Origin of the sequence: Fictibacillus enclensis, from assembly GCF_001457035.1 — a bacterium.
GTDB classification, from domain to species: Bacteria; Bacillota; Bacilli; order Bacillales; family Fictibacillaceae; genus Fictibacillus_C; species Fictibacillus_C enclensis.
The window spans coordinates 112,274-135,448 of sequence record NZ_KQ758617.1 but is presented as its reverse complement, the minus strand read 5'-3'; the positions used below and the strand labels follow the sequence as shown (position 1 = coordinate 135,448).

The following is a 23,175-nucleotide window of genomic DNA, read 5'->3' as shown; positions in this document are numbered from 1 at the left end:
AAAAGCACTTTCCCTTGCGGTGGAAGTGCTTTTTGTTTGCATAAAAGGCTTAAAGCTCCTGAATGAGCGGATGGTTCAGCGCATTGTAGGATTTATCCTTCTTCAGCTCGTTCCCCTCCTGATAAATCTTTTCAAAAAAGGAGCTTGAAGGACCTGCGAGTGTTCTGTAGTAATCGCCAAAAAGTGAGGCCGCATAATCTCCGAGCCAGTCGGAGGGCAGCAGTTCCTGTGGAAGGCCGGGGTCCACAAACAGAAATTTCCGGTATTCATGGACAAGCTTCGTGCGCTCCACAAAGCATTCTCCCTCGCTCATCTCGCCTTTTTCAATTTTATTTTTATCAATCACATATTTCTGGGAATACGTTTTAATAAATTCATCATACTTTTTATTTGTTTCGGCCAGATCCCAGCACTCATTGACCAGCTCGGCGTTCTTGTGCGGTCCCTCGTATTTTGCTGTGAAATAATGGACATAATCCTGTATTTGATACTTCTCCATCATCTGTTTAATCTGTTCTCTCTGGTTATTCGGAGAGATCCAAAAGCTGTTGGCCAACAGACCAAAGCCGCTCCATACGAGCTCTTTTCTCAGCTCATCCCTGATGCTGCGCTTCTCCTCGGGAATGGTGTACGTGAACATATACCAGGACCCGTCCCATTTTTCCGGCTGAAGCTTGAAAATCCGTTTGGCCGCCTCATCCATACGCCTGACGCCGCGCGGGGTTAGATAATAGTAGCTTTTGTTCCCCTGTTTGCGGGAAACAATCCAGCCCTGTTTGTTCATCCGGGAAATAGCGGCCCTTACCGCCTGCTCATTATGGCCGAATTCTTCGAGCAGCCGGATGAGGCTGCCGATCCAGATTTCATTTCCATAGTGCCGGATATAATCCCCATAAAGCGTAAAAATCATTGATCGTGTATTTAAACTGTTTTGCATCATGTCCCCTCATTTGCTTTACTGTCCATTTTTAATGACTCTTATCCTACCAAAACCAGGAGTCTGGAACAAGACATCTGCGTCCCCCGGTCTATTCCCCCTTAAAAACAGGAGCTCTTTTCTCTCCGAATGCTTCAAGCGCTTCGACCCTGTCTTTTGTGGGAATGGTCAATTCATACGCTTTGGCTTCAATGGCCAGCCCTGTCTGAAGGTCGGTTTCCATTCCGTGTTTGACGGCATACTTCGCCTGCTGTACAGCAACGGGACCATTCTTTAATATAGCCGCTGCGTACTCCTCGCATACCGCCATCAACTCTGCTTTGGACACGGTCCGGTTAAGAATGCCGTATTGCTCTGCTGCAGCAGCGGTGAGTTTTTTTGCCGTCAGGATCAGCTCAAGCGCTTTTGCCTGACCGATCAGGCGCGGCAAACGCTGTGTTCCCCCTGCACCCGGGATGATCGCCCAGCTCAGCTCGGTAAGTCCCATGGAAGCTGCTTCCGACGATACTCTGATATCACAGGCCAACGCCAGCTCAAAACCGCCTCCGAACGCATGGCCGTTAATGGCTGCTATGGTAGGTTGCGGAAGCGCCTCAATGCTAGAAAAAACATCACGGATTTTCCGCACGTTCCGCTTTACGTCTGCTTCAGAAAGGGTGCGACGCTCTTTCAGGTCGGCACCTGCGCTAAAGGCCTTTTCACCCGCACCGGTAAAAATGACAACACGCACGTCCTGGCTGTGATGAATTTCTTCAACTACTTCGCCGAGGCGCTGGAGAGTGGGAAAATTGAAACAGTTAAGTACTTCCGGACGGTTCAGCGTGACATAGGCAATATGATTTTTCACTTGATAAAGAATGGATTCTGGCATGTGGTTCTCTCCTTTATTCTATGTTTTCAACAACTGCGGCAATTCCCTGGCCTACACCGATGCACATTGTTGCCAGCCCGTATTTGGTGTTTCGTTTTTTCATTTCGTGTATGAGGGTGGTCAAGATTCTGGCCCCGCTCGCACCAAGCGGATGGCCGAATGCGATGGCACCACCATTTACATTCACCTTCTCGGGATCAAGCTCAAGTTGATTGATGCATTCAAGCGACTGCGATGCAAAGGCTTCGTTCAATTCCACCAGCTCCACATCGTCCATGGTGAGGCCTGCCCGCTGCACGGCTTTCCTGCACGCTTCAATCGGACCGAGCCCCATCACTGACGGTTCGAGTCCCGCAACCGCAGACGCTTTATAGCGAACCAGCGGCGTAAGGCCAAGCGCCTTCGCTTTTTCCGCACTCATCATGAGCAGCGCTGCTGCACCGTCATTTACTCCTGACGCGTTTCCTGCTGTAATGGTGCCGCCCGGGAACAAAGGCTTTAACTTGGACAGTTTTTCAATGGTCGTACCAGGCCTGGGGTGCTCGTCTTTGTCAAAAATGCTTTCATTACCTTTTTTATCTTCAAGCCTTACCGGGATAATTTCATCCTTAAACCGGCCTTCTTCTACCGCTTTTTGGGCCCTGCGCTGGCTTTCTGCAGCAAACTGGTCCTGCTCCTCACGGGTAATGCCGTATCGCTGCGCCACATTCTCCGCCGTCTGCGGCATGGAGTCGGTGCCATACTGTTCATTGAGCAGCGGATTGATGAACCGCCATCCGATCGTCGTGTCAAACATTTTCATGTCTCCGCGCGGGAACTCCGCATCGGGTTTTGCCATCACAAGAGGAGCTCTTGTCATGCTCTCCGTTCCGCCAACAATAAAAATGTCTCCCTCATTGGCCATGATCGCCCTGGCGCCATAAATGACCGCATCCAGCCCAGAACCGCACAGACGGTTGATCGTCGTTCCGCCAACCTCGACTGGAAGGCCGGCAAGAAGAGCAGCCATGCGGGCCACATTCCGGTTGTCCTCACCGGCACCATTGGCGTTTCCAAGGACAACTTCCTCAATCTGTGAGACTGGCACATCCGGATTACGCTCGAGCAACGCCTTGATCGCGATGCCTGCCAGATCATCCGGCCTGACGGATTTAAGGCTGCCTTTATACCTGCCGATTGGCGTTCTGACGGCATCTACAATTACGACCTCTCTCATTTCGTCACGCCGCCCTTCTCCGCTGTATAATCATATACGCCGCGGCCTGTCTTCCGGCCAAGACGTCCTGCTTTCACATACTTAACAAGCAGTGGACACGGACGGTATTTTTCTCCCAGCGTTTGATGAAGATAATTTAAATTATTCAGGCGTGTGTCCAGCCCGACCAGATCCCCCAGCTCAAATGGTCCCATCGGATAATTCAGGCCGAGCTTGATCGCTTTATCGATTTCTTCCGGTGTACCTACACCTTCCTGAAGCATATAGAAGGCTTCGTTTCCGACCATCGCCGATATCCTGCTTGTTACAAAGCCCGGAAATTCATTGACCACCACTGTTTCTTTCCCCATCCGCTCAGCTGCTTCTTTGGCAGCATGTGCCGTCTCGTCACTTGTTTCGTGACCACGGACAATTTCAACCAGAGGCATTTTATGTACCGGATTAAAGAAATGCATGGCAATCACCTTATCCGGACGGGAGGTAAACGATCCGATTTCTGTCGGGCTCATCGTCGATGTATTGGTGGCCAGATAACAATGCGGCGGCGCAGAAGAATCAAGCTCGGTAAACACCGCTTTTTTTATGTCAAGATTTTCAGGTACTGCTTCAATGACCAAATCAGCTCTGCTGACAGCATCTGAAAGAGAGCTAGAGTAAAAAAGCCTCTGTCTCGCTCCTTCTGCCTGCTCCTCGGTCAGCTTCCCTCTTTGAACACCTTTTGAAAAAATCGCTCCTATTTCACCACGGGCATTTTGCAGCGCTTCTTCCTGCACATCCACCAGCTGCACATGAAAACCTCCTGCCGCCGCAGCATACGCAATGCCTCTACCCATTACACCTGATCCCACAACAACGATGGATTCCATCAACACCATCTCCTCCACTTCCCAGGATATCGTAAAAGCGAGCCGTTCAGCCCGCTATTTTTGTCTATTATCTTCCCGTAAACGCGGGCTTTCGTTTTTCCATAAATGCCGAAACGCCTTCTTTATGATCCTCGGTGCCGCCTGCCGTTTTCTGGGCAAGAGCTTCATATTCCAGAACCTCGCTCAGATCACTTTCCCAGCTTTTATTCATATACCGCTTGATCAGTCCAATGGCTTTAGTCGGCATGCTGGCAAGTCTGACAGCAAAGGCTTCCACTTCCTGAATAAAGGCTTCTTCTTCTGCCACTTTTGTTACCAGCCCCAATTCCTTCGCCTGGTCTGCAGAAATCTTTTCACCCAGCACTGCAAGCTCCATTGCCTTTGCATGGCCGACAAGCCGGGGAAGGAAATATAGGTTGCCCGAATCCGGTACGAGACCCACGTGGATGAAAGCTTCAATAAAGCTTGCTTTTTCTGAAGCGATTCTGAAATCGCAGGCAAGTGCAAGACTCATCCCCGCTCCTGCCGCCACACCATTGACTGCTGCAATGACAGGCTTCTCGATCGAAACCAGCTCCTGAATCATTGGGTTATATCCTTTGCGAAGCACTTCGCCATAATCTGGATTATCGCTTGAGCCAAGATCCTGGCCGGAACAAAAAGCCCTGCCTGCTCCTGTAATGACAATGGCCCGAATGTCCTTGTCTCTCCCCGCATTCTTTAAAGCAGCCAGCATTTCCTTATGCATCACTGCCGTAAAGGCATTAAGTTTGTCCGGCCGGTTCAGCGTGATCCAGGCCACCCCGGCTCTGGATTCATAGTTAATGGTTTCAAACATGGACCGCTCCTCCTTATTTTCCCTTGAAATGGGGATACCGTTTTTCAGTAAAAGCTTTCATTCCTTCTTTTTGATCTTCCGAAGAAAACAACAAATAGAAGTTCTTTCTTTCAAGCTGCATGCCGTCTTGCACGGAATGATCAGCCGCATACCGGACTGATTCCTTAATCAGCCGAAGAGACAGCGGTGCTTTATCTGCAATGGTGCGGGCAAATTTCATAGCCTCTTCCACCACAAGTTCTGGAGCAACTATTCTGTTAATGATTCCGTGTTTTTGCGCTTCCTTCGCTGTCATTGGTTCACCAAGCCACAGCCATTCGAGAGCATTTTTCGGTCCCATCAGTTTTGTCAGTTTGACGGTGCCTCCTGCACCCGGCATGACACCAAGCTTAATTTCCGGGAAGCCAAACTGAGCCTTTTCTGAGGCAAACAGGATGTCACAGCACAAAGCGAGCTCAAATCCCCCACCAAAACAATAGCCGCTGACCGCCCCGATTACTGGCTTTTTAATCGTGTGCAGCTGATCCCAGTCCTTAAACTGATTGAGCAGTTCAAGTGTGACTGCGTCATCCTCCATCATCTCATCGATATCCGCCCCGGCAGCAAATGCTTTCTCGTTTCCCGTGAGAACGATTGCCTTTACCGCATCGTGTTTGTCAAACGTTTCAAAGGCAGAGCGGATCTCTGTGACCATGCCTCTGCTGATGGCATTCAGCACATCCGGCCGATTTAACTCGATGAGCGCAATTCCGTCTTCCACTTTTGTTTTTATGCTTTGAAAATCAGCCATCCACTTCCTCACCGATCATCAGTGTGACCAGATCTCCCGCAAAGGACATTAAATCTTTTCCGGAGGCTTTTCCTTCGGCAGACTTCATGCCTGCCTGCAGAGATTCATGGTCGTCATAGTACATCTCGCAGAGCAAATAGTACTTGCTGTCTCCCATTGGCGAGCCTGTAATTTTAGTTACCTCCATCTTGCGAAGACCCGGAATTTTCTTCGTTACTTCCGTATGCGTACCGTAATAGTGCTCATCAAAGCTTTCCTTGTTTTTCGGAGTTTTGTAAAGGGCGATTAATTTGACCATTTAAATCTTCCTCTCATGTTATGGATTTAATGTTCTATCTTTCTTTTAATTCATGTCTGCGACAGGCTTCATGGCTTCAAACGGATTTTTGCAAGACTTGCAATACAGAATGCTGCGGCAGGCGGTAGGGCCGAAGATGTTTTCCATCGTGACATAGGATGACCCACAATACGGACAATCAATGCTCCACGGTTCTCCCATCACGTGATTGGCCGGAGGCGGAGCAATGCCAAATTCCTTGAGCCTGATTTTCCCTTCCTCCGTGATACGGTCTGTTGTCCAGGAGGGTGAGAACACGAAGTCTACCTTTACCTCTTTAACACCATCTACTTCACTCGCTGCTTTTTTTATGTCCCGTTCAATGATATGAAGCGCCGGGCATCCGACAAACGTTGGAAGCGCCTTGATTACAACTGAGCCGTCTGTGGCCTCCACATCCTCCACCATACCCAGATCAAGGATGCTAATGGATGAGATTTCCGGATCCGTGACTTCCTTTAACGCCAAGAGGACTTTTTCTTTGAGATTCATAGACTGCAACACCGCCTCCATGTTCTCTCCCCTTTCTTACCAGCCAGACGCCGGATTGGTCGCATAAACTTCTGAAAGAGTGGTAAGCGCGTCTGCGAGATCTTGCGTATGCTCTCCCTTTCTTCCATTTCCGCTTTCGATCAGCGGCTCACCCTGTGGTGGAACCCCTGTTTCCACAAACATCTTTTCAATTCGGTTCAGCCAGCGTTTTTTCAGCAGATTTTCATCCTCTATGAATCCGCCTTTTACCATTTCACTGTAGGATGGGCCGAGCGTAAGCACCCCGCCGAAATCTTTCCACGCCTTCCCTACTGCCGAGAGCATGCGCTTTTTGGCCTCTTCGGTACTTGTCACAAGCTGCTTGAACCACAGCTCCCAGTGCATTAAATGATAATATTGCTCGGTTATGATCTTTCTTGCCGCATCCGCCAGCGGCTCATAGGATGATAGTCTTAGAGATTCCAGACGAATCTGTTTGTATACCGCATAAAAGTAGTTTCTTACGACCGTAAACGCCCAGTCATAATCCGGCTTCTTGAGATAGGTGCCACTGCCATTTACTTTTTCAAGCAGAATGGCATTTCGGAAGGCTTCCGGTTTTCTGAGGTGCGCCAAGCCATCGGCTTCGCCTTCCCCCAATTCCTCCAAAAGGTGATAATACATTGCGGCATGCCCCATCATATCCTGGCTGATGGATGAGAAGGCCACATCTTCTTCGATGTGCGGTGCCAGCCCGAGCCACTCAGAACCTCTGTAGGCCAGAATGAAATCATCATCCCCAAGCTGGTAGATCAGTTCTATAAGCGCTGATTGCTCCTGTTCGTTCATTGTCTTGGTGTTCACCGGCTCTCTTCCCTTCCGCCCATGATGTGCTTCTCCGTAAACTGTTCCTGGTTGTAGTCGCGCCACTTTTTCTTTAAATAGCCGTAGCCTTTTGTCTCCCGGTAGTTTTTATCCATCCGCTTCAGCATTTCCCGCTCACCCTGTGTCAGGCCGCGGATATTTTCCCGTTTGACCACCCAGATGTCTGCGACCGTTTCTCTTCGAAAGAAATTCTCCTTCGCCATTACAAGGGCCATATCAGCATTCGGTGCCAACAGGCTGAACTGATGCTGAAACGGAGCTTTATCGGTCTTTTTGCTAAACACTTCATACACGTTATAAAATTGATTTTCTTGCTCGCTCATCCAATTACACTCTCCTCAGATTGCCTTTTGGGCGGCAAGCGCCTCACGAACCCAGCCATTGTTATCATAGGATCTTCTTCTTAGATCCAGGCGCTCCTGTGAACGAGGGCCGTTTCCAGAAACAATTTGCTTAAACTCCCTCCAGTCCACATCCTTGTAAATCCACATCTGTGCCTCTCCATCAAAGTGGATGGTCTCATCCGGAATCGTAAGGCCGAGCGCCCAAATCCTCGGGATATATTTTGTAAAGAATTCCTGTCTCAGTTCTTCATTGGTCTTGGTTCGGATTTTGTACATGATATTTCTGTCTGCATTGGAATTGCCGGTTTCTTTGGCAGATTTCGGACCAAAGAACATGATCAGCGATGTCCACCAGCGGTTAAGAGAATCCTGCAGAAGCTCGCGTTGTTCCGGTGTTCCTTCCGCCAAAGCGAGAATGATGCTCTCGCCGTGCTGCGCATGAAAAACTTCTTCGGCACAAATTCGCTTTAACGCCCTGGCGTACGGGCCATAGGAGGAATCAAGCATCATACTTTGTGAAATAATGGCCGCACCATCCACCAGCCAGGCAATCATTCCGGCATCTCCCCAGGTTGGCGCTTCCATGTGAAACACGTTATGAAACTTTAACTTTCCGGAAAAAAGATCCTGCATAATGTCTTCTCTTGATTTGCCAAGCGGTGCCATGAGATCCTCTGCTACCCGCAACAGGAGCTGTCCGTGACCCATCTCATCCTGCACCTTCGCCATGATGGCCAATTTGCGGTGAAGGGACGGCGCTTTTGGAACCCACTCCTTTTCCGGAAGCGCTCCCATAATTTCCGAAATGCCATGCATGGAAATCAGCCGGATCAAGCTGATTCGGTAATCATCCGGCATCCAGTCATCTGCTTCTATCTTTTCACCGCGGTTGATTCTTTGCATAAAATGCTGATGCTTCTCATCATTGGTCAACTGCTCAAACCTGAGACCTGCCTGCACAATAGCCCCTCCTATATATATTACGTATATTTACCGTTATTATAAAATAACGTCATATAAATAACAACCACCTACACTTTCAGTTGAGCCGCTTTATGCCTGACAACCCTGACCGCCTTTCCTTCCGAACGCGGAATGGATCCAGGCGAAAGTACATGAATGTCCAGGTTCACAAGGCAGCTGCTTTTGACCGCTTGTTTGATTTGATGCTTCAAGCTATCCATTTGGTCATGGTTTATATTTTGCCCGATTAATGCAAAGCACGACTCTGTCATTTCAACATGCAGCTCCACCTTTTCCTGGAATCCATCGGCATGAACATGAAGCTGATAATGAGGAACAAGCTCATTCACCTTAAGAAGGCAGTTCTCGATCTCCGAAGGAAACACATTCACTCCGCGTACGATCAGCATGTCATCAATGCGCCCCTTTACTCTGGACATACGGACCGAAGTCCTGCCGCACGCGCATTTTTCCTTATGAAGTGAGGCAATATCCCCTGTCCGGTAACGAATCACAGGAAAGGCTTCCTTTGTTAAACTGGTAAACACCAGCTCCCCCGGCTCTCCTTCAGGAAGAGGCTCCAGTGTTTCCGGATCAATTACTTCAACATAAAAATGATCATCCATAATATGCAGACCATTCTGAGCCTCATGGCATTCCATCGCTACGCCAGGACCCATCACTTCACTCAGCCCATAAATGTCATTCGCCTTAATATCAAGCTTCTCTTCAAGCGCTGCCCTCATCTCCTCAGACCATGGCTCCGCTCCGAAAATACCGTATTTTAATGAAGTTGAACGAGGATCTTTGCCCATTTTCTCCATCTTTTCGGCAATGGTCAGAACGTAAGACGGCGTTCCGCAGATAACCTCCGGCTTGAAATCTTCAATGAGCAGAATCTGACGCTCCGTGTTCCCTCCTGAGACAGGAACAGTCACCATGCCGAGCCGCTCGGATCCGTAATGAAGGCCAAGTCCCCCGGTAAACAGGCCATACCCGTAAGCATTATGCAAAAACTGCCCGGGTTCTCCCCCTCCAATGGCAATGCTCCTGGCCACCATTTCACTCCAGTTCTCAATATCTTTGGCTGTATAGCCAACAACCGTCGGTTTGCCACTGGTGCCTGAAGAAGCGTGCACGCGGACAAGATTCTTCGTTTCAACCGCGAACAGGTCAAACGGATAGTTGTCCCTGAGGTCTTTTTTCACAGTAAAGGGCAGCTTTTTTATATCTTCCAAAGAACAAAGATCTTCAGGCGAAATTCCTTTTTCCGCAAATGCTTTTCTGTAAAACGGTACCTTTTCATACACCTTCTCCACGGTTTCTTTCAGCCTTGAAAGTTGAAGGTTCTGCTTTTCCTCCTGATCCATGCATTCCATTTCCACATTAAAGATCACAGCTATTCACCTCTTGAACGGATTTGTAAGCCTTTACATTTACGAGTGAAATAATATGACGTTTTATTTTCGATTGCATTTTATATGTAATATGTTTTTCTAAAGCTTACCGTTTTACAATTATTCTGTCAAATATGTTATAAACTTTTATAGCTCTTGAAAGTGGTTGATTTCCGTTTCAGGTGGACTAAAAAACTGTTCCCAAAGCAACAATCTCAAAAAACAATCAAAAAAGAACACAGCCTGGCTGTGCTCTAAAACTTGCACATCCCTGCTGTGCTCTAAAACTTGCACATCCCTGCTGTGTTTCCTAATGTACATTAATAAAGTAAATCCAAAAATTCTTCTTTTGTAACGTTACCGAAGTAATGGCGCATGTTTATGTCTTTTATCGCTTTCTCGATTTCTTCCCGGTCATAGCGTTTGTCGATCAGTCGCTCCTCAATATCGTGCACATCGCCGACTCCGAAAAAGTCTCCATAAATTTTGCATTCCCTCATGATGCCTCTTTCGATCTGCAGCTTCACTTCTACTGATCCCCCGGCAAACCGGTTGGAGAGTTCGACGTTTGATTTGGGAGACTTACCGAAGTTCCAATCCCAGTTATCGTAACGCTGTTCTGAGATCTTATAGATTTTCTCCCAGTCCACTTCTGTCAGTTCATAACGAGGCACTTCTTCAAACTCTTCAAATAAGTAGGCGAGAAGCGTTTGCTTGAATTCGTCCATTGTCATGTCCTGATCAAGATGATCACGGATATTGGTTACACGGCTGCGGATGGACTTAATGCCTTTGGACTGGATTTTATCCATTTTTACATTAAGGGCAGAAACTACATTTTCGATTTCCGAGTCAAACATCAGCGTTCCATGGCTGAACATCCGCCCTTTCGTAGTAAACATGGCATTTCCGGAAATTTTCTTTTCGTCTACTTGAATATCGTTTCTTCCGGTCAGTTCCGCATGCACACCCAATTTGTTCAGAGCTTTTACGACAGGATCTGTAAATTTTTTAAAATCATGAAAGGAGTTTCCGTCATCCTTGGTAATAAAGCTGAAATTCAGATTGCCGGTATCATGATAGACCGCGCCACCTCCGGACAGCCGGCGGACCACATGAATGTTATGCTCTCTCACATAATCGGCATTGATTTCTTCTACTGTATTCTGATTTTTCCCTATGATAATGGAGGGTTCATTTATATAAAATAAAAGGTAGGTTTGATTAATATCGAGATGCTTTAATGCATATTCCTCAATAGCCAAATTCACCCTTGGATCTGTAATATTGCGATTATCGATAAACAGCATAGACCTATTCTCCTTCACTGCTCAGTTAGAAAAAAATTCTCCTTTTTCGTTATACAACTCTTTTAAAAGAATAGCAAGCTGTCTGACTTTCGTAAAGGTAGCAATTTATGGATGCTTTTCAATTTCCCCATGTCCAGCCTGCATATGCGGCTTCAATTCGTCCTGCATATTTTTCTCCCGCCTGAGATACCAGCTGTTTCCGGTCACCGAAATGAGGCAGGTGAGTCAGAAGAAGAAACGGCACACCTGACGCTTCGGCCAGATTCCCAGCATCATGTGAATTCATATGGCCGGGGCCGCTGCCATCCTGATCACTGTAAAAGTTGCACTCCGAAATGAGCAGGTCCGCTCCGGTACTGAACGGAATAAACTCTAGAAGATAAGCAGAATCCGCTGTATAAACGATGGTTTGATCTCCCGCTGTAATCCTCATGCCATAACAAACAGCCGGATGCTTCGTTTTTTGAAAGGTGATGGAAAACGGCCCGACAGTCAGGCTTTCTTCTGGAAAATAGGCCACTCCTTTCGTTGCCTCACGATAAGTCAGATTCGCAAAGCCTTGCTGGTCCTCATTATGACCATAGATCGGCAGCGTCTCAACACCTGACTGCAGAAAAGATTGGACAAGTCTGGCGTATTGGAGAACACCAATATCAGCCACATGATCATGATGATAATGAGAAAGAATAACTGCATCCAATTCTTCTGGCTGAATATAGGATTGCAGCCCGGAGAGAACTCCGCTTCCGCAATCGATTAATAGATTGAACCCATTGTGCTGCAGCAGATAACCCGAGGTGGCTTCCCCCTTTCCCGGATAGCCGCCCCAATAGCCAATAACGGTTAGTTTCATCTTCCCACTCCCTGTTTCGTCTCTAGGTAATAACAGTGTACCCTTAAATTGGATTTAAACAAAACTTCTGTTAACAGCAAAAAAGACCGGCTTGTGGAATGGCCGGTCTTTACTCTTACTCTTTTACAGCACCCGAGGTAAGCCCTGACACGATTCTGCGCTGGAAAAGCAGTACCATGATGACGAGCGGGATTGTAACAATAACAGTGGCCGCGGTGATATCGCCCCACGGTACGGTAAATTGCCCTTCAAACATGGCGATTCCTACCGGCACAGTTTTAAATGCTTGATCCGTATTTATCGTCAAAGCAAACAAAAATTCATTCCAGGCCGCAATAAAGACCAGGATGGCCGTAGTGAAGATACCAGGTACGGCCAGCGGAAGGATAACCTTCCAATAGGTTTGCATCAAAGTGGCTCCATCCATCTTGGCAGCCTCTTCAAGATCAAATGGAATCTTTCTGAAAAACGTAACCAGAATCCAGATCGAAAGTGGCAGCGTGATGGTGGTATACGGGATGATCAGTCCAAGATAACTGTTGGTCAGACCAATATTTTTCAATAAAATATAGATGGGTGAAATGGTTGCAATCTGCGGAAACATGGAGACCGATAATACCAATCCCAAAATAACAGTCTTTCCTTTAAATTGAAGACGTGCAATCGCATAGGCAGTAAACGATGCGATCAGAACGGTATATAACGTCGTGATGCCAGACACTACAAAACTGTTCCATAAATATTTCAGAAACGGGTAATTGGTAAAAACAGAAATATAGTTTTCAAATGTCGGGTGACTGGTAAACGGTGAGAATGCCTTGTCACCGAACAGTTCATTTATCGGTTTGATGGAACTGACAAGCATCCATATAAACGGAAACATAACAAGAAAAACAAAGATGGCAAGAAAGATATAAAACAACGGCCCTGCTTTTTTATTCACAAGTTCTCACTCCTTTTATACACGTTTCTTATCTGTCGGTTAGCAGGTCACGGCCAAGAACCTTAATAAAGATCATGGAAATGACGGCCACACATACAAATACAATGACCGACAGAGCGGACCCGTCCCCAAAATTGGTCTGTTCAAACATCCGTTTGTAGGCCAGGATGGAGATCGTCTCTGTGGAGTTGGCAGGACCTCCGCCTGTGAGTACGAACACAAGGTCAAACACACGGAAGGCATCAAGGGTTCTGAACAATAAAGCGACCAGAATACTTGATTTCAATAATGGAAGAGTGATCGTTGTAAACTGCTTCCATTTCGAGGCTCCATCAATGGAGGCCGCCTCGTAGAGTGAAGATGAAATCGTCTGCAGCCCCGCAAGCAGTAGGAGCGCCATATACGGTGTCGTTTTCCAGACGTCGGTAAAAATAATGGAAAACATGGCACCAAGGTTGGTGGTCAAAAGATCAGTGGCGTTGCCAACAAGACCTACCTTCTCAAAAATGTGGGCAACCACTCCATTTTGTCCGTCGTACAGGAACTGCCACATTTTTGCGGAAACCGCTGTTGGAATCGCCCAGGGAATCAAAATGGTAGCCCTCACCAGCCCCCGTCCAAAAAAAGCTTTATTGATCAGTACGGCAATCGCAAGCCCAATAACAAGCTCAAGGAAAACGGAAACAATCGTAAAGGCGCTTGTATTCCAGATGGCCATCCACATCCGCTTATCCGTCAGATTGTTTTTGTAATGATCAAATCCAACAAAGTTGGGTTTAATCACGGCTTCATTAAGGGAGGAAGAAAGGCCAAGGGCATCCTCTTCATTTTTAAGGCCTTTTAATCCTTTGACTTCGGACGATACCTTATGAAGGGTTTTATCGAGTTTCAGTGCATCACTTTTGTCGACTTTTACTGAACTTAATTCTTCACTTACCGGTTCCATGTTCGTCAGCTTGTCATCGACCTGCTGATATTGTTTTTTAACCGCTGAATCTTCCTGAATTCCAGCATCCACCTCTTTTAATTCCGAGATCAATCCATTTAACGTTTCTGCGGATGAGCCTTTTGCTTTGCCCGCTTCGTCTTCCAGGACATTGATAAGAAATGGATAGCTGTTCAGATATTTTTCCAGGTCCAGATGATAGCTTAATGTAACTTCCGATTTTGTTGGATTGTTCAATCTTAAGTCAAACAGACTGTAATAAAAGGATTGCAGAACTGGCCAGATGGCGATCAAAAGGATCAAGAGCAGAGAAGGGGCTACAAGCATGTAAGCCAGCCTTTTTTCAGATGCTTTTCTTTTTTTACTTGAAGATGTTTTTGCCCGTCCAGGATCCTTTTTAGGACTTGGGCTTGGATTTAATTTCACTTCCACATTTGCCACTCCCTTGTGTTACGGATGCAATCGATGGGCTGGCGAAGCAGCAGTCCATCCATTCCATTCTGGAATCGATACCAATATTTGTTATTTGTTATGCATAAGCCTCCATAAAATATGAAGGCTTATGCATTTAACAGTAAATCTTTACTTTTCCATTTTGGAAGAAATCTCTTTTTGCATGTTTTTAGCTGCTTGTTCCGGCGTAATTTCTTTCGCGATCGCTTTGGACACCTGGATTTGGATAATATCCGAGATTTCCGTATAGTTTGGAGCTACAGGGCGGGAAACCGCTGATTTGAGCGCATTTACGAAGCCTTCCTCTTTAAAGTAAGGGTTGGCTTTTTGGACATCCGGATCATCAAAGAGCTTGTTGATCGTTGGCGCGTGGCCGCCGTTTATCGCATCCATTTTCTGTCCTTCTTCTCCAGCCATAAACTTAAGGAACAGCCATGCTTCTTTTGGTACATCGGTGTTTTTGTTGATTCCTGCCTGCCAGCCGCCAAGTGCAGCAGCCGGTCCCTTATCGCCGGCAGGAAGCGGAGCTACGCCGACTTTACCGACAATTTTGGATTGAGATTTGTCATTTGCCAGCGCAAATTGATACGGCCAGTTTCGGATAAAGGCGGATTGCCCGTTAATGAATGCCGTATGGCTCTCCGGTTCTGCAAATGTGGTGATATTCTTTGGCACTACATCAGAAGTGGCCACTTCTACGAGTTTCTTCAATCCCTTTATGGCTTCTGGAGAATCTACCACAACTTCACCTTTCTCATTGATGATCTCTCCTCCATAGGAAGCGATGAACTCAACCGCATTACAGACAAGCCCTTCATATTGCTTGGCCTGCATCAGGTATCCAAATTTGGTACCGCCTTTTCCTTTGTCCGCTTTTGCCTGTTTCAAAAGGTCATCCCATGTTTTAGGCGGATCTTTTACGAGGTCTGTACGGTAGAACAGCATCCCGGCATCAATAAACTTTGGCAGGGCCCACTGTTTTCCTTTAAATTTTGAAGCGCTCAATGCTCCTTCGTTATATTCATCAAGTTTGATTCCATCCTTCTGTATAAAACGATCCAACGGCATAACATAACCTGCCTGAGCGAACTCTGCCGGCCAAACCACATCCATATCAAAAACATCAATCTCATCGGATTTCGCATTAAAAGCAGTTACATAAGCGTTATGCTGTTTCCCTGTATCTGCGGGCATTTCACGGAATTTCACATCAATGTTTGGATATTTTTTCTCAAATGCAGCTACCATCTTTTGAGTGGCATTCGTATCATCTTTACCACGTGCATAAATCAACTCAACCTTTTTGCCTTTGTTTGCAGAATCCTTCTTCTCGTCCGTGCTTGCCTTATTGTCACTGCATGCGGATAAAACGAGTGAAAGAGCAAGCGAGGTAGTAATGACTTTTGAGATTTTTTTGATGTTCATGTAGGTAATCCCCCTTTTAATATGTTTTGCGGGCTGCTGCTCTTTACAGATCAGGTAGACCGCCGTTTAATGAGCTCAAACTCCAGCTTAATTTCCTTTTTTTCACTTGGCAGTTTATGTTGAATGATATCAATCATTTGCTTCATTGCCTGCTGTGCCATGTTCTTAATCGGCTGCCTGATCGTAGTTAAACCAATCAAATCTGCAACTGGCTGATCATCAAAGCCGATGATGGCCAAATCGTTTGGTACATCCCATTTGTGATTAAGAGCTTCCTTCCAGATTCCTGCCGCCACTTCATCACTTCCAGTAAAAACCGCTGTCGGCCGGTCATTCATTTTCGCGATTTCGTTGAAGACCCGCTTCCCATCGTCAATACTATAAGCATTTGTGAGAAACCAATCCTCGTTCGTAACAATGCCTGCCTCTTCCAGTGCCTTTTTATATCCCGTGTACCGGTCGGATGCAACCCGTGACGCGTGGTTGTTTCCTGAACAATAGGCGATCTGGGTATGGCCCTGCTCAATAAGATGACGGGTCCCGATGTATCCCCCCTCAATTTGGTCCAGATAAACAGTTGGTACCTGTGCCTGGTCGTTGTACTCGTTGCATAACATGATGGGACCGTAGTTCATATAAGGCTCAATACTGCTCCATTCATTTTCAATCGATGTGAGGATCAGACCGTCTACCTGCTTTGTTTTTAACAATTCCAGATAATTGATCTCCTGATTGCGGCTGTAGCTTGTTTGGCAGAGAATAAGCTGATAGCCTCTGTCTGAAGCATAGTTTCCCATCACTTCTACCATTTGGCTGAAGAACGGATTTGTAATTCTGGGAACATATACAGCAATGGTTTCTGTCTGCTGCTTTCTGAGCCTCCGGGCAGAAGAATTTGGGACATAATTTAACTCTTCCATCGCGTTCATAACCAATCGTTTTTTTTCATCCGTTACATACGGATGACGATTGATTACTCTGGAGACAGTCGTTCTCGACAGTCCGGCCAGCTTTGCTACATCTTGGATAGTTGCCATTGCGTTTCTCCTTCAATTTAACTATGAAATCGAAATCATGAAACCGTTTCCATAGATAAAGTATAGGTGATATCGCCTATTAGGTCAACGACTTTTCAGAAAATTATTATAATGTTTTTGCAGCTGTTGTTAATTCATCGCATTCTTGCTATCTAACAGGTATAATCAAACTATCATCTGACAAAGGTTATAGAGAGAACAAGAAGAGAAAAAAAAGGGGGAACGCACTCTTTATGATAAAAGTACGAAATTTAAAAAAATCGTTTGGCGATCTCGAAGTGCTAAAAGATATTAATTCCGAAATCAAGGAACGGGAAGTGGTCTGTGTTATCGGTCCATCAGGATCGGGAAAAAGCACGTTCCTTCGTTGTTTGAATAAGCTCGAAGATATCACTGGCGGAGAAGTCATCGTCAATGGCTACAACCTGGTTGATCCAAAAGTAAATATCAATCTTGTCAGACAGGATGTCGGCATGGTATTCCAGCAGTTTAATCTTTTTCCGCATAAATCGGTAATAGAAAATGTAACTCTCGGACCGATTAAAGTACGGGGAATGGCTCCTGCCAAAGCGAAGGAAAAAGCACTTGAGCTTCTGGCCAAGGTTGGATTGAAGGATAAAGCATCCAGCTTTCCCGGCCAGCTTTCAGGCGGCCAAAAGCAGCGTGTCGCAATCGCGCGCGCACTTGCAATGGATCCGAAAATCATGCTTTTTGATGAGCCCACATCCGCTCTGGATCCCGAGATGGTTGGTGAAGTGCTTGAAGTCATGAAACAGCTCGCAAAAGAAGGGATGACCATGGTCGTTGTCACACACGAAATGGGCTTTGCCCGTGAAGTTGGTGACCGCGTTATTTTTATGGATGGCGGCTACATTGTCGAAGAAAATGTTCCTTCGGAGCTATTCGGCAACCCTCAGCACGAACGCACGAAATCGTTCTTGAGCAAGGTATTGTAAGACAACCAAAAACAGCCCGGCATAAATGCCGGGCTGTTTTTTGTCCAATTACTTAATTAACTTTTTCTTTTTAAGAAAATCCCTTGCGACATCTCTGGGCTCTTCTTTATCGATATCCACCTTGGCATTCATTTCGGCCATATCTTTATCGCTTATTTTTCCTGCAAGCTCATTGACTGTGCTTTTGAGTTTCGGATACTTCTTCAGCGTTTCTTCACGGACAATGGGCGCTGCATAATAAGGAGGAAAGAACTTTTTGTCATCCTTTAAAAGCTCCAGGTTATAGCGTGGAATCCTTCCGTCCGTTGTAAATGCAGCGATCGTATCCACTTTTCCGTTCTTAACCGCCGCGTACATCAGGTTTGGATCCAGGCTTTTTTTATCTTTAAAGTTAAATTTGTAGGCTTTTTGAAAACCAGGGTATCCATCCTGCCGCTCAAAAAATTCCGTAGGGGCTCCAAATGTGACCTCAGAAGATTTATCTGCAAGCTCAGATGTGGTCTTTACCCCGAGTTCCTTGTACTTTTGCGGCCTTACAGCAATGGCATAGGTATTCTGGAAACCAAGCGGCTTTAGCCAGTCCAGCTTGTATTTCTTTTTGTAGCCTTCTTTTACACGTTCATACGTTTGGTCTGCGGAGATGTCAGGGGAATATTCCTCTTTTAAAATATCCATAAAAGCTGTACCTGTGTATTCCACGTACATGTCGATATCTCCCTTTTTAATCGCCTGAGTCAGAATCGCTGTCTCTCCGAGTCCTTCTCCCACATCCATTTTATAGTCGGTTTTGTCTTCCACGTATTCTGCAATGACATACGGAAGTATATATTGTTCCGTCCATTTTTTCCCTGAAATTTTGATCGCATCGTCAGACGTTCCACCTCTGAGGGCAAAGAACAAAAGCAACGCGGCCACCGGAATAAGGATGATCCCGGCCTTCTTCCATGAAAACTTTTTGCGTCCTACCGGGTTGGAAGCAATCTCAATTCGTTTCAGCAAATAATCGATGACAAGAGCAAGAAGCGCTGCGGGAATCGCTCCAGCAAGCACCAATTCGTTTCTTGTGGTGGAAAGACCCCTGTATATGAGGTCACCGAGCCCTCCAGCTCCGATAAAGGCGGCAAGTGTAGCCACACCTATAGTCAATACCGTCGCTGTACGAAGGCCGGCCATAATAATCGGCATGGCCAGTGGAAGTTCGATCATTCTCAAGATCTGGTTTTTGGTCATTCCCATCCCCCGTCCGGCTTCCACGGCGGACTGATCGACCCCTGTAATTCCGGCGTATGTATTTCTTAAAATAGGAAGCAGGGCATAAACCGTCAAGGCGATAATTGCGGTTGTGCTTCCGATGCCAAACAAAGGCAATAAGAAACCGAACAGCGCGAGACTCGGAATGGTCTGAAAAATCGCTGTGACTCCGATCACCGGTTCGGCTACTCTTGCTCTTCTTGAAATAAAGATGCCAAGGGGAATGGCGATAACAGCAGCGATGATAATGGAAACCAGTGATAAAAACAAATGCTGCTGAAGGCCTTCCCAAATATCCGGCCAGCGTGTCTGGAACGTATCAGCAAGTGTTGAAAGGAAGTTTTTATTGTTCATCGGCCGTTGCTCCTTCCTGTCTTCCGGTGATCTTCAAGCCCGCAAGGCCGCGCATCATCGTAGAACGAGTGATCAGGCCAGCCAGTATTTCTCCGTCCAGCACAGGTATAAATGGGGATTTTTTTGTGGCAAAGATCTCTGCCACATCCGTATACGGTGTTTCTACAGAAACCGAATCAAAATCTGCTTCCATAATGTCTGCCAGCGTTTTGTCTTCTTCGTTGTAATGGCGCTCAACCGCATCAACCGTCGCAATTCCGAGTAAATGGTTGGCTGAATTGGTGACCAGCAGGCTGTCGACTCTATATCGTTTCATCATTTTTAATGCTTCGGCCAGTCCCCTCGTGGGTTTGGCTGTTACTACTTTTTCGATCATCAGGTCCGTGGCTGTGGGTTGCTCATTGGAGGCTTCCTCAAGTCTTTGCTCGCCAATAAATCCTTTCACAAAATCATCGGCAGGATGACGCAGGATTTTTTCAGGGGTGTCAAACTGAATGATTCTTCCTTCTCTCATGATGGCAATCCGGTCAGCAATCTTCAGTGCCTCATCCATATCATGGGTTACAAACACAATGGTCTTTTGAATGGTATCCTGCAGCTTTATCAATTCATCCTGAAGCTGCTCCCTGCTGATGGGATCAAGTGCACTGAAGGGTTCGTCCATTAAAATGACCGGTGGTTCGGCCGCAAGCGCCCTGATGACCCCGATCCTTTGTTGCTGTCCGCCGCTTAACTCTGCGGGAAATCTGTCTCGGAACGTCTCGGGTTCGAGCCCCACCAGGTTCAAAAGCTCATCCACCTTCCCCTCGTACTCTTCTTTTTTCCATCCCTTCAACCTGGGTACGAGCGATATATTTTCACCGATGGTCATATGCGGGAGCAAACCGATTTGCTGGATAACATAGCCTATGTTCCTGCGAAGCTGAACCGGGTCCTTTTCAGATATATCTTCTCCGTTGATCATGATGGTTCCGCCGGTTGGTTCAATCAGACGGTTGATCATTTTCATCGTCGTGGTTTTCCCGCAGCCACTGGGCCCGATCAGAGCAACTAGTTCACCCTTTTCAATATGGAACTCTATGTTTTTTAGAGCTTGAAACCCATCCGGATATGTTTTTTCCACATTTTTAAACGTAATCATATTCCACCCCTTCTTTCTTTATATATCTTTTGTCCTATGTATGTTTCCCTAATTGATCAAGCTAGAAACCAAGTTAGCAAGCAAACCATCAGCAATAAAAAAAGCAGCCCTTTCGCTTACGAAAGGACCGCTTTACTATTAAATAGTATTCGCTGCGTTCTCGTCATTTTTGAACTTTTTCATTTTAAAGGCAAAGAATAGAAGAGAAGCTGCAAGCATCGGCACCATAAAGTAGCCCAGTATAATGGCATTTTGCCACATCAGGCTGTAATCTCCGGTGGTGATGACTGCTCTTAACCCTGCGATGGAATAGGACATCGGCATAAAGGAATGAACCGTCTGTAAAGAAGAAGGAATCATTTCAGTCGGGAATGTACCTCCGCTCGACGTCAATTGGAAAATCAGCATCAGGATAACGATAAATCTTCCCGGATTTCCCATGGATGATACCAGAAACTGTATGATCGCCATGAACGTTAAACTGATGATGATACTGAAGACGATAAACCTTCCTGTGCTCTGTACTTCCAAATCCAGTCCCCTGAGCAGGATGAAATCTGCAATTAATGCTTGAATAATTCCTGTTACCGCCATAAAAGCATATTTGCTGAAGAACCAGCTGAAGGCGTTTTTAGGCTTAACCGCAGGTTCGACCAGCGGAAAGACAATGGTAAGCATGAGTGCACCCACAAAAAGACCAAGGGAAAGGAAGTAAGGGGCAAGCCCTGTACCATAGGTCATATCCTTTACAGTACTTGCATTAAGGGCTTTGACCGGATTGGATATCATTTTAATCTCATCGTCAGTGGCTTTCGCTTTTCCGGCTTTGTCCGCTGCCTTGTGAAGTTCCCCGGCAAGCTCCTTATTGCCCGAATGGATGGAATCCACTCCGGAAGCCAAGTCTCCGGCGCCTTTATTCAACTCCTGGGCTCCTGCACTTAGTTTCCCTGAACCGTCCTTGGCACTTTGAATACCTTGGGTTAAATCGATGCTTCCTTGGGCTAATTTGGATTGGCCTTCATTTAGTTTGCCCACATTTTCAACAAGTGATGGCCAACCTTTGGCCAGGCTGCCTGTTCCTCCACTTACTTGTGCAGAACCGGCCGCTAATTGATCGGCTCCATTCTTTGCTTCACCAATTTTGGACATAAAGGTTTTTGTGCCATCCAACAGTTTTTGCTGGCCTGCTGCGAGCTGATCAATGCCCTCCACCAATTTTTTCTGACCGGTATGAAGGGTTCGGACACCTTGCTGAAACAATGACTGTCCTTGTTGAAGCTGATTCGCGCCTGCTGACAGCTCATTTGCTCCTTCTTTAAGAGGAAGCGCACCGCCCGCAACTTTTTGGGTTCCCTGACTCACCTGCTTACTGCCTGCTTCAAGAGCCGCAACCCTTGCCAGGATTTCTGCTTTTGGCATATCCGGATTCTTTTCTAAATCGGCTTTTAAGGATGAAAGACCATCGCTTACTTTCGCTGCTCCTGCAGCCGTTTGGTCGGCACCGTCTTTAAGTGAAGATGCACCTGCTGAAAGTTCACCAGCACCTTTCTTTAAACGTTCTGCGCCAGCCAGCAGATCTTCTCCTTTTTCATCAAGCGTTGCGGAACCTGCATAAACCGCTTGAGCACCAGTTTTCAGCTCGTTTGCCCCCTGGGCGGATTGCGTTTGACCGGATGTGATTTGACTTCCTTTTTCGTTTAACTCACCCAAGCCTGCAGCAAGACGGTTTGTACCCTGGGTAAACTGCTCCGCTCCGTTATTCAGCTTCTCGATATCGGAGCTTTGCTGCTTCATTCCTGAATACAGCTTTTCTGTGCCGTCCTTGGAAGCCTTCAACCCTGATGACAGCTGTGAAGAACCTCCCTCTAATTCTCCAAGTCCGCTTTCAAGATCTTTTGTTTTATTGGACAGGGTTTCTGTGCCTTTCGCCAAATCGTGCGAACCCGTGGAGGCTTTTGAAGAGCCCTGTGCCAGTTTTCCTGCTCCATCAGAAGCTTTCTTAAACCCATCTCCCATTTCATCTATCTTATCAAATATAACGCCGGTATAGGTTTTGGAGATTTGGTTGGACAGCTTGCTTTCTAGCTGTTGTACCCCTTTTTGACCAATTTGGGATGCCAGATAGTTATATCCCGAATTGGTTTTGTATGTTAATTGCAGCTTGTCCGGATGGGGATCCATTGCTGTCATGGCTTTTTTTGAAAAATTGTCCGGTACCTCGATTACTGCATAATACTTATTCTCTTTAAGTCCGTTTTCCGCTTGTTTTTTTCCTACAAACTCCCATTTAAAATCGGGATTATCCTTTAATTCCTTGACGAGGTCATCCCCAATCTCGAGTTTTTCTCCATCCATTACAGCACCTTTGTCCTCGTTTACAACAGCGACAGGCAGCTGATCGGTATGGGAATAAGGATCCCAAAAGGCCCATAGATAGATGCCAGCATAAAGAATAGGAATAAATAAAATAGCCGCCACTGGTATCAGTAATTTCGGTTTGCTCAGGACGGATTGAAATTGTTTCCAAACCATGTGTTCTCACCCATTTCTTCCAGTTAATACATAATGACTATTTTAGTCATATGGTCATT

22 protein-coding genes are annotated in these 23,175 nt (G+C 46.4%); 1 reads left to right on the top strand and 21 read right to left on the bottom strand.

All coding sequences use genetic code 11. The features are described from left to right. Positions 1-49: 49 nt before the first annotated feature. From paaX to AS030_RS00685, 18 genes are all read right to left on the bottom strand, one after another. Complete coding sequence (gene paaX / locus AS030_RS00770; RefSeq protein ID WP_061967312.1) at positions 50-937, bottom strand: phenylacetic acid degradation operon negative regulatory protein PaaX; 888 nt, start codon at positions 935-937, stop codon at positions 50-52. Positions 938-1,028: 91 nt separating this feature from the next. Continuing rightward, positions 1,029-1,808: an enoyl-CoA hydratase-related protein gene (locus AS030_RS00765; protein WP_061967310.1), complete on the bottom strand. Its 780-nt coding sequence runs from the start codon at positions 1,806-1,808 to the stop codon at positions 1,029-1,031. Positions 1,809-1,821: 13 nt separating this feature from the next. Then, positions 1,822-3,024 (bottom strand): thiolase family protein, encoded by a 1,203-nt coding sequence (locus tag AS030_RS00760; RefSeq protein WP_061967307.1) that lies wholly within the window; start codon positions 3,022-3,024, stop codon positions 1,822-1,824. After that, positions 3,021-3,893 carry a 3-hydroxyacyl-CoA dehydrogenase gene (locus AS030_RS00755; protein WP_082635762.1) on the bottom strand — a complete coding sequence of 291 codons (873 nt, stop codon included), beginning with the start codon at positions 3,891-3,893 and terminating at the stop codon, positions 3,021-3,023. The genes AS030_RS00760 and AS030_RS00755 overlap by 4 nt, the downstream gene beginning before the upstream one ends. A 64-nt stretch (positions 3,894-3,957) precedes the next feature. Continuing rightward, complete coding sequence (locus AS030_RS00750; protein WP_061967302.1) at positions 3,958-4,728, bottom strand: enoyl-CoA hydratase-related protein; 771 nt, start codon at positions 4,726-4,728, stop codon at positions 3,958-3,960. A gap of 13 nt (positions 4,729-4,741) precedes the next feature. Further along, a complete protein-coding gene (locus AS030_RS00745; protein ID WP_061967299.1) occupies positions 4,742-5,518 on the bottom strand; it encodes an enoyl-CoA hydratase/isomerase family protein in 777 nt (258 codons plus the stop codon). Further along, positions 5,511-5,816 (bottom strand): EthD family reductase, encoded by a 306-nt coding sequence (locus AS030_RS00740; protein ID WP_061967296.1) that lies wholly within the window; start codon positions 5,814-5,816, stop codon positions 5,511-5,513. The genes AS030_RS00745 and AS030_RS00740 overlap by 8 nt, the downstream gene beginning before the upstream one ends. 45 nt (positions 5,817-5,861) lie before the next feature. Continuing rightward, a complete protein-coding gene (paaD, locus tag AS030_RS00735) occupies positions 5,862-6,368 on the bottom strand; it encodes a 1,2-phenylacetyl-CoA epoxidase subunit PaaD (RefSeq protein ID WP_061967294.1) in 507 nt (168 codons plus the stop codon). Positions 6,369-6,383: 15 nt separating this feature from the next. Next, complete coding sequence (gene paaC / locus AS030_RS00730; RefSeq protein ID WP_061971388.1) at positions 6,384-7,175, bottom strand: 1,2-phenylacetyl-CoA epoxidase subunit PaaC; 792 nt, start codon at positions 7,173-7,175, stop codon at positions 6,384-6,386. An 11-nt stretch (positions 7,176-7,186) separates the two neighbouring features. Next, positions 7,187-7,534, bottom strand: coding sequence for a 1,2-phenylacetyl-CoA epoxidase subunit PaaB (gene paaB / locus AS030_RS00725; RefSeq protein ID WP_061967291.1), 348 nt, complete (start codon positions 7,532-7,534; stop codon positions 7,187-7,189). Positions 7,535-7,549: 15 nt separating this feature from the next. Then, positions 7,550-8,458 carry a 1,2-phenylacetyl-CoA epoxidase subunit PaaA gene (paaA, locus tag AS030_RS00720; protein WP_061971385.1) on the bottom strand — a complete coding sequence of 303 codons (909 nt, stop codon included), beginning with the start codon at positions 8,456-8,458 and terminating at the stop codon, positions 7,550-7,552. A 128-nt stretch (positions 8,459-8,586) separates the two neighbouring features. Further along, entirely contained in the window at positions 8,587-9,897 is a 1,311-nt protein-coding gene (paaK, locus tag AS030_RS00715) for a phenylacetate--CoA ligase PaaK (protein ID WP_061971383.1), read from the bottom strand. 338 nt (positions 9,898-10,235) lie between these two features. Beyond that, positions 10,236-11,225 (bottom strand): lipoate--protein ligase, encoded by a 990-nt coding sequence (locus AS030_RS00710; protein WP_061967289.1) that lies wholly within the window; start codon positions 11,223-11,225, stop codon positions 10,236-10,238. Between the two features lie 118 nt (positions 11,226-11,343). Next, positions 11,344-12,078 carry an MBL fold metallo-hydrolase gene (locus AS030_RS00705; protein WP_061967285.1) on the bottom strand — a complete coding sequence of 245 codons (735 nt, stop codon included), beginning with the start codon at positions 12,076-12,078 and terminating at the stop codon, positions 11,344-11,346. A gap of 115 nt (positions 12,079-12,193) precedes the next feature. After that, the gene (locus AS030_RS00700) at positions 12,194-13,021 is read right to left on the bottom strand and encodes a carbohydrate ABC transporter permease (protein WP_061967284.1); all 828 of its coding nucleotides are present in this window, start codon (positions 13,019-13,021) and stop codon (positions 12,194-12,196) included. Between the two features lie 28 nt (positions 13,022-13,049). Further along, positions 13,050-14,294 carry a carbohydrate ABC transporter permease gene (locus AS030_RS00695; RefSeq protein WP_061971380.1) on the bottom strand — a complete coding sequence of 415 codons (1,245 nt, stop codon included), beginning with the start codon at positions 14,292-14,294 and terminating at the stop codon, positions 13,050-13,052. 255 nt (positions 14,295-14,549) lie between these two features. Then, entirely contained in the window at positions 14,550-15,845 is a 1,296-nt protein-coding gene (locus tag AS030_RS00690) for an ABC transporter substrate-binding protein (protein ID WP_061967283.1), read from the bottom strand. 50 nt (positions 15,846-15,895) lie between these two features. Next, entirely contained in the window at positions 15,896-16,882 is a 987-nt protein-coding gene (locus tag AS030_RS00685; protein ID WP_061967282.1) for a LacI family DNA-binding transcriptional regulator, read from the bottom strand. A 233-nt stretch (positions 16,883-17,115) separates the two neighbouring features. Between AS030_RS00685 and AS030_RS00680 the strand changes: the two genes are divergently transcribed. Continuing rightward, on the top strand, positions 17,116-17,838 hold the full coding sequence (locus AS030_RS00680) for an amino acid ABC transporter ATP-binding protein (protein WP_061967281.1): 723 nt from the start codon (positions 17,116-17,118) through the stop codon (positions 17,836-17,838). A gap of 48 nt (positions 17,839-17,886) precedes the next feature. Here AS030_RS00680 and AS030_RS00675 read toward each other — a convergent pair whose 3' ends face one another. The 3 genes from AS030_RS00675 to AS030_RS00665 all read right to left on the bottom strand — a co-directional run bounded on the left by AS030_RS00675 (position 17,887) and on the right by AS030_RS00665 (position 23,116). Beyond that, positions 17,887-19,443: a glycine betaine ABC transporter substrate-binding protein gene (locus tag AS030_RS00675; RefSeq protein ID WP_061967278.1), complete on the bottom strand. Its 1,557-nt coding sequence runs from the start codon at positions 19,441-19,443 to the stop codon at positions 17,887-17,889. After that, positions 19,433-20,584: an ABC transporter ATP-binding protein gene (locus tag AS030_RS00670; RefSeq protein ID WP_061967276.1), complete on the bottom strand. Its 1,152-nt coding sequence runs from the start codon at positions 20,582-20,584 to the stop codon at positions 19,433-19,435. Before AS030_RS00670 ends, AS030_RS00675 begins: the two co-directional genes overlap by 11 nt. A 138-nt stretch (positions 20,585-20,722) precedes the next feature. Continuing rightward, complete coding sequence (locus AS030_RS00665) at positions 20,723-23,116, bottom strand: YhgE/Pip family protein (RefSeq protein WP_061967273.1); 2,394 nt, start codon at positions 23,114-23,116, stop codon at positions 20,723-20,725. Between the last annotated feature and the right edge of the window lie 59 nt (positions 23,117-23,175).

Bases quoted from the DNA above. Each gene is read 5' to 3' on its own strand.
- paaX (WP_061967312.1), bottom strand. From the start codon at position 937: ATGCAAAACAGTTTAAATACACGATCAATGATTTTTACGCTTTATGGG.
- AS030_RS00765 (WP_061967310.1), bottom strand. From the start codon at position 1,808: ATGCCAGAATCCATTCTTTATCAAGTGAAAAATCATATTGCCTATGTC.
- AS030_RS00760 (WP_061967307.1), bottom strand. From the start codon at position 3,024: ATGAGAGAGGTCGTAATTGTAGATGCCGTCAGAACGCCAATCGGCAGG.
- AS030_RS00750 (WP_061967302.1), bottom strand. From the start codon at position 4,728: ATGTTTGAAACCATTAACTATGAATCCAGAGCCGGGGTGGCCTGGATC.
- AS030_RS00745 (WP_061967299.1), bottom strand. From the start codon at position 5,518: ATGGCTGATTTTCAAAGCATAAAAACAAAAGTGGAAGACGGAATTGCG.
- AS030_RS00740 (WP_061967296.1), bottom strand. From the start codon at position 5,816: ATGGTCAAATTAATCGCCCTTTACAAAACTCCGAAAAACAAGGAAAGC.
- paaD (WP_061967294.1), bottom strand. From the start codon at position 6,368: ATGGAGGCGGTGTTGCAGTCTATGAATCTCAAAGAAAAAGTCCTCTTG.
- paaC (WP_061971388.1), bottom strand. From the start codon at position 7,175: ATGAACGAACAGGAGCAATCAGCGCTTATAGAACTGATCTACCAGCTT.
- paaB (WP_061967291.1), bottom strand. From the start codon at position 7,534: ATGAGCGAGCAAGAAAATCAATTTTATAACGTGTATGAAGTGTTTAGC.
- paaA (WP_061971385.1), bottom strand. From the start codon at position 8,458: ATGCAAAGAATCAACCGCGGTGAAAAGATAGAAGCAGATGACTGGATG.
- paaK (WP_061971383.1), bottom strand. From the start codon at position 9,897: ATGGAATGCATGGATCAGGAGGAAAAGCAGAACCTTCAACTTTCAAGG.
- AS030_RS00710 (WP_061967289.1), bottom strand. From the start codon at position 11,225: ATGCTGTTTATCGATAATCGCAATATTACAGATCCAAGGGTGAATTTG.
- AS030_RS00705 (WP_061967285.1), bottom strand. From the start codon at position 12,078: ATGAAACTAACCGTTATTGGCTATTGGGGCGGCTATCCGGGAAAGGGG.
- AS030_RS00695 (WP_061971380.1), bottom strand. From the start codon at position 14,294: ATGCTTGTAGCCCCTTCTCTGCTCTTGATCCTTTTGATCGCCATCTGG.
- AS030_RS00690 (WP_061967283.1), bottom strand. From the start codon at position 15,845: ATGAACATCAAAAAAATCTCAAAAGTCATTACTACCTCGCTTGCTCTT.
- AS030_RS00685 (WP_061967282.1), bottom strand. From the start codon at position 16,882: ATGGCAACTATCCAAGATGTAGCAAAGCTGGCCGGACTGTCGAGAACG.
- AS030_RS00680 (WP_061967281.1), top strand. From the start codon at position 17,116: ATGATAAAAGTACGAAATTTAAAAAAATCGTTTGGCGATCTCGAAGTG.
- AS030_RS00675 (WP_061967278.1), bottom strand. From the start codon at position 19,443: ATGAACAATAAAAACTTCCTTTCAACACTTGCTGATACGTTCCAGACA.
- AS030_RS00670 (WP_061967276.1), bottom strand. From the start codon at position 20,584: ATGATTACGTTTAAAAATGTGGAAAAAACATATCCGGATGGGTTTCAA.
- AS030_RS00665 (WP_061967273.1), bottom strand. From the start codon at position 23,116: ATGGTTTGGAAACAATTTCAATCCGTCCTGAGCAAACCGAAATTACTG.